The 8087-nt window shown below is 71.0% G+C and carries 8 protein-coding genes; 7 read left to right on the forward strand and 1 reads right to left on the reverse strand.

The window, feature by feature from the left end; genetic code table 11:
• Window positions 1-14: 14 nt before the first annotated feature.
• The gene (locus tag SSOG_RS24470; RefSeq protein ID WP_009716929.1) at window positions 15-749 is read right to left on the reverse strand and encodes a copper chaperone PCu(A)C domain-containing protein; all 735 of its coding nucleotides are present in this window, start codon (window positions 747-749) and stop codon (window positions 15-17) included.
• A 579-nt stretch (window positions 750-1328) separates the two neighbouring features.
• On the opposite strand from SSOG_RS24470, the gene SSOG_RS24475 reads away from it, so the two are divergent.
• The 7 genes from SSOG_RS24475 to SSOG_RS24505 form a co-directional block, all read left to right on the forward strand.
• The gene (locus tag SSOG_RS24475; protein WP_009716930.1) at window positions 1329-1811 is read left to right on the forward strand and encodes a CarD family transcriptional regulator; all 483 of its coding nucleotides are present in this window, start codon (window positions 1329-1331) and stop codon (window positions 1809-1811) included.
• 264 nt (window positions 1812-2075) lie between these two features.
• Window positions 2076-2864, forward strand: coding sequence for a 2-C-methyl-D-erythritol 4-phosphate cytidylyltransferase (gene ispD, locus SSOG_RS24480; RefSeq protein ID WP_009716931.1), 789 nt, complete (start codon window positions 2076-2078; stop codon window positions 2862-2864).
• The gene (ispF, locus tag SSOG_RS24485) at window positions 2854-3357 is read left to right on the forward strand and encodes a 2-C-methyl-D-erythritol 2,4-cyclodiphosphate synthase (RefSeq protein ID WP_009716932.1); all 504 of its coding nucleotides are present in this window, start codon (window positions 2854-2856) and stop codon (window positions 3355-3357) included. The genes ispD and ispF overlap by 11 nt, the downstream gene beginning before the upstream one ends.
• 153 nt (window positions 3358-3510) lie before the next feature.
• Window positions 3511-3915: a PPOX class F420-dependent oxidoreductase gene (locus SSOG_RS24490; RefSeq protein ID WP_039938589.1), complete on the forward strand. Its 405-nt coding sequence runs from the start codon at window positions 3511-3513 to the stop codon at window positions 3913-3915.
• Window positions 3916-4003: 88 nt separating this feature from the next.
• Window positions 4004-5404 carry a cysteine--tRNA ligase gene (gene cysS / locus SSOG_RS24495; RefSeq protein ID WP_009716934.1) on the forward strand — a complete coding sequence of 467 codons (1401 nt, stop codon included), beginning with the start codon at window positions 4004-4006 and terminating at the stop codon, window positions 5402-5404.
• 147 nt (window positions 5405-5551) lie between these two features.
• Window positions 5552-6505 carry a 23S rRNA (guanosine(2251)-2'-O)-methyltransferase RlmB gene (gene rlmB / locus SSOG_RS24500; RefSeq protein WP_009716935.1) on the forward strand — a complete coding sequence of 318 codons (954 nt, stop codon included), beginning with the start codon at window positions 5552-5554 and terminating at the stop codon, window positions 6503-6505.
• Between the two features lie 271 nt (window positions 6506-6776).
• Window positions 6777-8087 (forward strand): DoxX family protein (locus tag SSOG_RS24505; RefSeq protein ID WP_063631654.1); only part of this gene is annotated, 1311 nt, incomplete at its 3' end.

The raw sequence follows: 8087 nt of genomic DNA on the forward strand, positions 1-8087 counted from the left end.
GCCCTCGCGTGTGCTCAGTGCTCGTCGTTCGGCGTCGGCTCGCCGGGGGCGATGCCGTTGCTCTGGCCGCCGCCCGGCTTGTTGCTCGCCGAGCCGGAGGCCTCGTCGGACGGCTTGCCGCTCGGCTTCTGGCCGCCCGGCTGCGCGGTCTGGCCCGGGGTGGTCTGGCCCGGCTTGCCGGAGGGCGTACCGCCCCGGGGGGCCGACGGGGTCGGGGTCGGCAGCTCGGACGGGCCCCAGCCCTTGAAGTAGCTCGTGGCGGGCACGACGAAGGCCGTGATCGGCACGTCGCCGGTCGAGCTGAGGTCGAAGACGATCCGCTGGGCGTCGCCGTCCTTGGCGGCCTCGCGGCCGTCGGAGACGACGGCGGAGGCGTTGCCCTCGCCGCCGAGGGCGACGGAGCCGCCCGCCGGGACGACGATCTTGTTCGCGGCCTTGCCCGCGCCCTTGGCCGGGTGCAGCTTCGCCGTCGCCTTCGCGTCGGGCAGCGTGATGGCCGTGAGGGTCTCGTCCCGGTCGCCGTTGTTGAAGATCCGGGCCGTGACGACGGCCGGGCCCTTCGCGGTCCGGTCCGGCTGGGTCACCACGGTGGCGTTCTGGATCTTGATATCGCCGACGGACGTCGCGGCGTTGTCGGGCTTGACCTCCAGCGTCTGCGCGTCGTTCCCGGCCGCGCAGGCGGAGAGCGGGGCGACCGAGACCACGATGGCGGCTGCGGCGAGGACGCCGCGTCGAAGGCTGCTGCTCACGGCGGCGGCATCTCCTAGGACGAGGTAAAAGTTGGATCAGCGCGCTTAGGTTACCGATCCGCCCTTCTGGCCCCGCACCCGACCCGCCTTCCGGGACGACGCGCCCGGCCCGTACGTCCCACACGGCACATCCATGACCCCCTCCCGACCACCCTGAATATCGGTTCGGTGACGGATCGGGGAGATTATCGGTAAGGAATCCGTGGACGTCCGAAAAATTGATCACGCACTTGACCACAGATGTCTCACAGACATGATCAGTGCGGGCGTGATCAATTCGGGAATCGGGGCCGGATCTGTCGCTCCTCGGCCGAACGGAGTAGCGGAAGTCCATCGACCGGACTCCGGCAAAACGGGACGTACGGCCACCCGCATGACGTTCTCCGGGCGTGTATCGCGCCGGTTTCAGGCCGCCCGGACAGCCGCTCCCACCTGCGAATACCCGGTTCCGCCCACCTTGCCCAGCACGTCCCAACCGCTGTTGTCAAGCCCCGAGATATGCCCTGACCTGCGAAAACGCCATTCAGAAGAAGGCGTTCTCGTGTTACCCTGGATAGCCACGGAAGGGGTACCTGTCACATGACGTTCAAGGTTGGCGACACCGTGGTCTATCCCCATCACGGGGCCGCGCTGATCGAGGCCATCGAAACTCGTCAGATCAAAGGCGTGGACAAGACCTACTTGGTGCTGAAGGTCGCTCAGGGTGACCTGACGGTTCGTGTGCCGGCGGACAATGCGGAGTTCGTCGGTGTGCGTGATGTGGTCGGCCAGGACGGGCTGGACCGGGTCTTCGAGGTGCTGCGCGCACCGTATGCGGAAGAGCCCACGAACTGGTCCCGTCGTTACAAGGCAAATCTCGAGAAGCTCGCCTCCGGTGATGTGATCAAGGTTGCCGAGGTCGTGCGTGATCTTTGGCGCCGAGAGCGGGAGCGCGGTCTGTCCGCCGGTGAGAAGCGCATGCTCGCCAAGGCGCGCCAGATCCTGGTGAGCGAACTCGCCCTCGCCGAGAGCACCAATGAGGACAAGGCCGAGGCCCTGCTGGATGAGGTACTCGCGTCCTGACACATAAATGCCGCGGTGCCCGAGTGATTCAGACCTGCTCCTCGTAAGTAAGTCTGTTCGCCGGGCGCTGCGGCATGTGCGCGCACAGGCACCTCAGCCCACCACATCGCAGCCCTTGGCGCAAGACCGTTTGTGGTGTCGCTGTTGTGGTGCAAGGTGTGCCGGGCCCGGGCAGCTGGCACGACCAGTCGTCACGGAAGGGGCCGGTCGGGGCATCGCGCCCGGCACGCTGTGGCCATACCCATTTCGGCCGAGGAAGCAAACCTGAACGCCAACGCAAAGTCCGTAACCCCACCCATCGGCGAGTCCGAGCGTCCCGCCCGCACCGCCGCCGTGATCCCCGCCGCGGGCCGTGGCGTGCGGCTGGGCCCGGGAGCCCCCAAGGCGCTGCGCCCGCTGAGCGGTACGCCGATGCTCGTGCACGCCGTTCGGGCGATGGCCGGATCCCGCGCCGTCTCGCTCGTGGTCGTGGTCGCCCCGCCGGACGGTGCCGACGAGGTCCAGCGGCTGCTCGACGCGTATCCGCTCACCGGGACCACCGAGGTGGTCGTCGTCCCCGGCGGTGAGACCCGCCAGGAGTCGGTGCGCCTCGGCCTGGCCGCCGTCCCCGACGGCGTCACGACGGTGCTGGTGCACGACGCGGCGCGCCCGCTCGTCCCCGTGGACACCGTGGACGCGGTCGTCGCCGCCGTACGGGACGGGTCGCCCGCCGTCGTTCCGGCCCTGCCGGTGACCGACACCGTCAAGCGGGTCGAGCCGCGCACCGGCGACCGGGCCGGTGAGCCCGAGCCGGTCGTCGGCACTCCCGATCGCGCCGTGCTGCGCGCCGTACAGACCCCGCAGGGCTTCGACCGCGCCACGCTCGCCGCCGCGCACGAGAAGATCGTCCTGGAGGGCGACGGCGCGACGGACGACGCGGGCATGGTCGAGCGCATGGGCGTCGAGGTCGTGGTCGTTCCCGGCCACGAGGAGGCGTTCAAGGTGACCCGGCCGCTGGATCTGGTGCTGGCCGAGGCGGTTCTCGCGCGCAGGAGGAAGAACGATGGCTTCTGACGTTCCCGTGGCGATCCCCTTGGTGGGCATCGGCACAGACGTCCACGCCTTCGAGAAGGGCCGCGAGCTGTGGTGCGCGGGTCTGCTGTGGGAGAGCGAGGAGGGTGACGCGTACGGCCTGGCCGGGCACTCCGACGGCGATGTGGCCGCCCACGCCGCCTGCGACGCGCTGTTCTCCGCCGCGGGCCTCGGTGATCTCGGTGCCCACTTCGGCACCAGCCGTCCCGAGTGGTCCGGCGCGTCCGGGGTGACGCTGCTGGGGGAGGCGGCCCGGATCGTGCGGGCGGCGGGCTTCGAGATCGGCAATGTGGCGATCCAGGTGATCGGCGTCCGCCCCAAGATCGGCAAGCGTCGGGACGAGGCGGTGAAGGCGCTGTCGTCGGCGATCGACGCGCCCGTCTCGGTCTCGGGTACGACGACGGACGGGCTGGGCCTGACCGGCCGCGCCGAGGGCTTGGCGGCGGTGGCGACCGCGCTGGTGGTGCGGCGCTAACCGCGGACCGGGTGCGGCGGAGGGCATTCCTCCGCCGTACGGGCCGTTCCTCGGGGCGAGCCCCGCACCTTGACGGTGTGTGGGGGTAGGGATCCGGTAACCCGAATCCCATCCGTACCACCGCCCAGCTCGGCGCGAGGAAAGGAAGCACCCGTGGCCACCACACTCTCCGACGACCTCAAGCGCGTCCTCGACACCCCCGTCTTCGTCATCATCGGCACCATCCAGCCCGACGGCAGCCCTCAGCTGTCACCGGTGTGGGTGAAGCGCGACGGCGACGAGCTGCTGTTCTCGACCACCATGGGACGGCGGAAGCAGAAGAACATCGACCGCGACCCCCGCGTCACGGTCCTGGTGCAGCCCGCGGACGAGCCGTACACGTACGCCGAGATCCGCGGCACGGCGAGCTACACCACCGAGGGCGCCCAGAAGCTGATCGACGAGCTGTCGCTCAAGTACACGGGCAAGAAGTACGCCGAGTTCAACCCGGCCTCGGCCCAGGACGACGAGCGCATCGTCGTGCGGATCGCCCCCCGCAAGGTCGTCGGCAGTCTCTGAGAGAGGCGTCACGGTGAAGTGTCACGCTTCTGTGTCCCTGCGGCCGATGGGTCGCGGGGCACTGCCGGGTTCCGACTACCCTTGACGCGTGACTATTCGCCTGTACGACACCGGTGCCCGGCAGATCCGTGACTTCTCCCCGCTCACGCCGGGCTGTGTCTCGATCTACCTGTGCGGCGCGACCGTGCAGGCTGCCCCGCACATCGGGCATATCAGGTCGGGGCTCAACTTCGACATCATGCGCCGCTGGTTCGCGTACCGCGGCTACGATGTGACGTTTGTCCGTAATGTCACGGACATCGACGACAAGATCATCGCCAAGTCGGCCGAGCAGGGCCGCCCGTGGTGGTCGATCGGCTACGCGAACGAGCGCGCCTTCACCAGCGCGTACGACGTTCTCGGCTGCCTGCCGCCGACCTATGAGCCGCGGGCGACCGGTCACATCCCCGAGATGATCGAGATGATGCGGGGCCTGATCGACCGGGGTCACGCGTACGCGGCCGAGGGCAACGTCTACTTCGATGTGCGCTCGTACCCCGAGTACCTCCGGCTCTCCAACCAGGACCTGGACGGGCTGCGCCAGCCCAGCGGCGAGGGCGAGACCGGTAAGCGCGATCCGCGCGACTTCGCCATGTGGAAGGCGGCCAAGCCCGGCGAGCCGAGCTGGGAGACCCCGTGGGGGCGCGGCCGCCCCGGCTGGCACCTGGAGTGCTCGGCGATGGCGCACAAGTACCTGGGCAGCGCCTTCGACATCCACGGCGGCGGCGTCGACCTGATCTTCCCGCACCATGAAAACGAGATCGCGCAGGCCAAGGGGTTCGGCGACGACTTCGCCACGTACTGGGTGCACAACGCGTGGGTCACCATGAGCGGCGAGAAGATGAGCAAGTCGCTCGGCAACTCGGTGCTGGTCTCCGAGATGGTCAAGCGCTGGCGCCCCATCGTGCTCCGTTACTACCTGGGCACCCCGCACTACCGCTCCATGATCGAGTACAGCGAGGAGGCGCTGCGCGAGGCGGAGTCCGCCTTCGCGCGCATCGAGGGCTTCATCCAGCGCGTCACGGAAAAGGCGGGGAAGGCCGTCCCTGCCGCGGCCGACGTGCCGCCCGCGTTCGCGGAGGCGATGGACGACGACCTCGGGGTGCCGCAGGCGCTCGCGGTCGTCCACACCACCGTCCGCCAGGGCAACTCCGCCCTCACCGCCGACGACAAGGAGGCGGCGGTCGCGCGGCTGGCCGAGGTGCGGGCCATGCTCGGCGTGCTGGGCCTGGACCCGCTCGACGACCACTGGTCGGGCGGTTCGGACCGCGGCGAGGACCTGCACGGCGTGGTCGACTCGCTCGTCCGGCTGGTCCTGGAGCAGCGCCAGGCCGCGCGCGGCCGCAAGGACTACGCGACGGCGGACGCGATCCGCGACCAGCTCCAGCAGTCGGGGCTGGTCATCGAGGACACCCCGTCCGGTCCGCGCTGGGAGCTGGGCACGCGCTGACCTCGCACTTTGTGCCGCCCGCTGAGCCGGGCGGCACACTGGTATGACCGTACATACGACCATAGACGCGTGTGACGTTCCACGTTTTTCCGTTGCCCGTTGCCGTTTGCCGAGCAGCGCTGAGCAGTGAAGAGATAGGTGACATTCATGGCCGGCAACAGCCAGCGCAGGAACCGCCGTACCAGCAACAAGAAGGGCGCGACGGTCGGCAGCGGCGGCAAGCGGCGCCGGGGGCTGGAGGGCAAGGGCCCGACCCCGCCCGCCGAGGCGCGCAAGGGACACGCCAAGCAGCGCATCGCCAACGCCCGCACCCGGCAGGCCGCCAAGCGTCCGGCCCCGCGCCGCGGCGGCGCCAAGGGCACGAACGAGCTGGTCGTGGGCCGTAACCCGGTGGTCGAGGCGCTGCGCGAGGGTGTCCCGGCGAACACGCTGTACGTGCAGCAGTTCATCGACAGCGACGACCGGGTGCGCGAGGGGCTGAAGATCGCCGCTGACCGCGGCGGCATCCACCTCATGGAGGCCCCGAAGGCCGAGCTGGACCGGATGACGAACGGGCTCAACCACCAGGGCATGGTGCTCCAGGTCCCGCCGTACGACTACGCCCACCCCGAGGACCTGAGCGCGGCCGCCTTCGACGACGGCGAGGACCCGCTGATCGTCGCCCTCGACGGCGTCACCGACCCGCGCAACCTGGGCGCCGTGGTGCGGTCCGTCTCCGCTTTCGGCGGCCACGGCGTGGTCGTACCGGAGCGGCGCGCGGCCGGGATGACCGCCGGCGCCTGGAAGACCTCCGCGGGCACCGCCGCGCGCACCCCGGTGGCGCGCGCCACCAACCTGACCCGGGCGCTGGAGTCCTACCAGAAGGCGGGCCTCACGGTCGTCGGCCTCGCGGCGGACGGCGAGACGGAGCTCCAGGACCTGGAGGCGCTGGACGGCCCGGTCGTGATCGTCGTCGGCAGCGAGGGCAAGGGCCTGTCCCGACTGGTCGGCGAGACCTGCGACTTCCGGGTCCGCATCCCGATGCCGGGCGGCGCGGAGTCGCTCAACGCGGGTGTCGCGGCGGGCGTGGTGCTGTACGAGGCGTCGCGGCGCCGGTCGTAACCCTTCGCACGACGCGCGGTCCCCGCTGCCTCGCCGGTCGTAACGCTTCGTACGACGCGCGGTCCCCGCTGCCTCGCCGGTCCGCTGCGACGGTGGCGGGGCGGGGGACGTACCCACGCCCGGACGATCTTGACGGTCCCCCGACAGATCACACCGGCCCCGGCAGTGTCTTTCCCGCCGGTCACTCGGTTAGTTGAGCGTGGAGACCAGAAAATTCCGCACGCCCCTGGCGGGACGCGCGCCGGGATTCGACGACGAGCCGCAGCTGACCATGGCCAAGGTGCCGTGTGACCCTGCGAAGGTCGCCGTCAATCCCCCCAGCTTCCGGGTGCAGCTCTCCTCCCCGGTCGTGAGCAGCGCGCTGGCGGACACGGCCCGGCTCGCCGGTATCGGGGCCGGGGCCGCGCCCCGGCGCCGCCCGCCCGTGGTGTGGAGCGGCCGCACCCGGCCCGGCGGGGACACGGCGGCGACCCGACTGCTCCAGGCCGTGCGGTACTCCGAAACCGTGGACGGCCCCGAGGACGTGGGCACCACGCAGGTGCTGCCGCGGGTCACCTTCGATGACGGTCCGCCCACGGTCACCGGTCCGCCCACGGTCATCGGGCCGCGCAGCCCGCACCGGGACCCGGTGCCGGAGACCGGGCGGCCGCCGCGGCCGCGGGAGTCGGACGCCACGCACCGCACCGGACCGACGCCGCGCGTCCCCCGGCCCGCCCACGCCGCCCACCACCAGGCGCGGCAGCCCCACCACCAGTCCCGTCAGACGCCGCAGACCCACCGGGCCCCCCAGACCCACCGGAGTCCCCAGGTCCCGAGCCAGCGGCGCCCCTCCGAGCAGGTGCGGCACGCGTACTACCCCGACCGCCGGATGAACCTCGGCGTCGTCCTCCTCCCGCTCCGCATCTTCCTCGGCTTCATCTCCGTCTACGCGGGCATGGGCAAGCTCTCCGACCCCGTCTACTTCGACGGCGGCGAGCGCGGCTCGATGGTCACCTGGCTCCAGTCGCTGAACCCCTGGCCGATCGCCGAGCCGTTGCGCGACCTGGCCCTGGAGCACCCGGTGGGCGCCGGGCTGACCGTGGCGTTCCTCCAGATCGTGGTCGGCGTGCTCACCGTCCTCGGGCTGTGGCAGCGGCTGGCGGCCTGCGTCGGCGCGGTGTTGTCCGCCGCGCTGATCCTCACCGTGAGCTGGCGCACCGTACCGGTCTACGACGCGCCTGACATCATCTACCTCGCCGCCTGGAGCCCGTTGATCATCGCGGGCGCCCCGGTGTACTCGGCCGACGCCCGTCTCGCGGGCGAGGCCTGGCGGCGGCTCGGCCCGCGCGTCGAACTGTGGGCGCTGCGGCGGCGGGTGCTGCGCCGCGGCACCGTCATGGCGATGGTGGTGGCCGGGCTCACCCTGCTGCTCGGCTCGACGATCGGTGGCGCCGTACGGTCCTCGGAGACGGTGCGGGCGCCCGAGCCGCGCGAGGTGCCGCGCAACAGCCTCCCCGGTACGCCGCTGCCCCGGAAGCCCGAGACCAGCCCGCGCGAACGAAAGTGGGCGGCGCGGTGGAAACGCCCGGATCGCCTTCGTACC

The organism is Streptomyces himastatinicus ATCC 53653, from assembly GCF_000158915.1.
GTDB lineage: Bacteria > Actinomycetota > Actinomycetes > Streptomycetales > Streptomycetaceae > Streptomyces > Streptomyces himastatinicus.

What these genes read in the sequence shown, in the direction of transcription:
- ispF (WP_009716932.1), top strand. Translation starts at nt 2,854, where the DNA reads ATGGCTTCTGACGTTCCCGTGGCGATCCCCTTGGTGGGCATCGGCACA.
- rlmB (WP_009716935.1), top strand. Translation starts at nt 5,552, where the DNA reads ATGGCCGGCAACAGCCAGCGCAGGAACCGCCGTACCAGCAACAAGAAG.
- SSOG_RS24475 (WP_009716930.1), top strand. Translation starts at nt 1,329, where the DNA reads ATGACGTTCAAGGTTGGCGACACCGTGGTCTATCCCCATCACGGGGCC.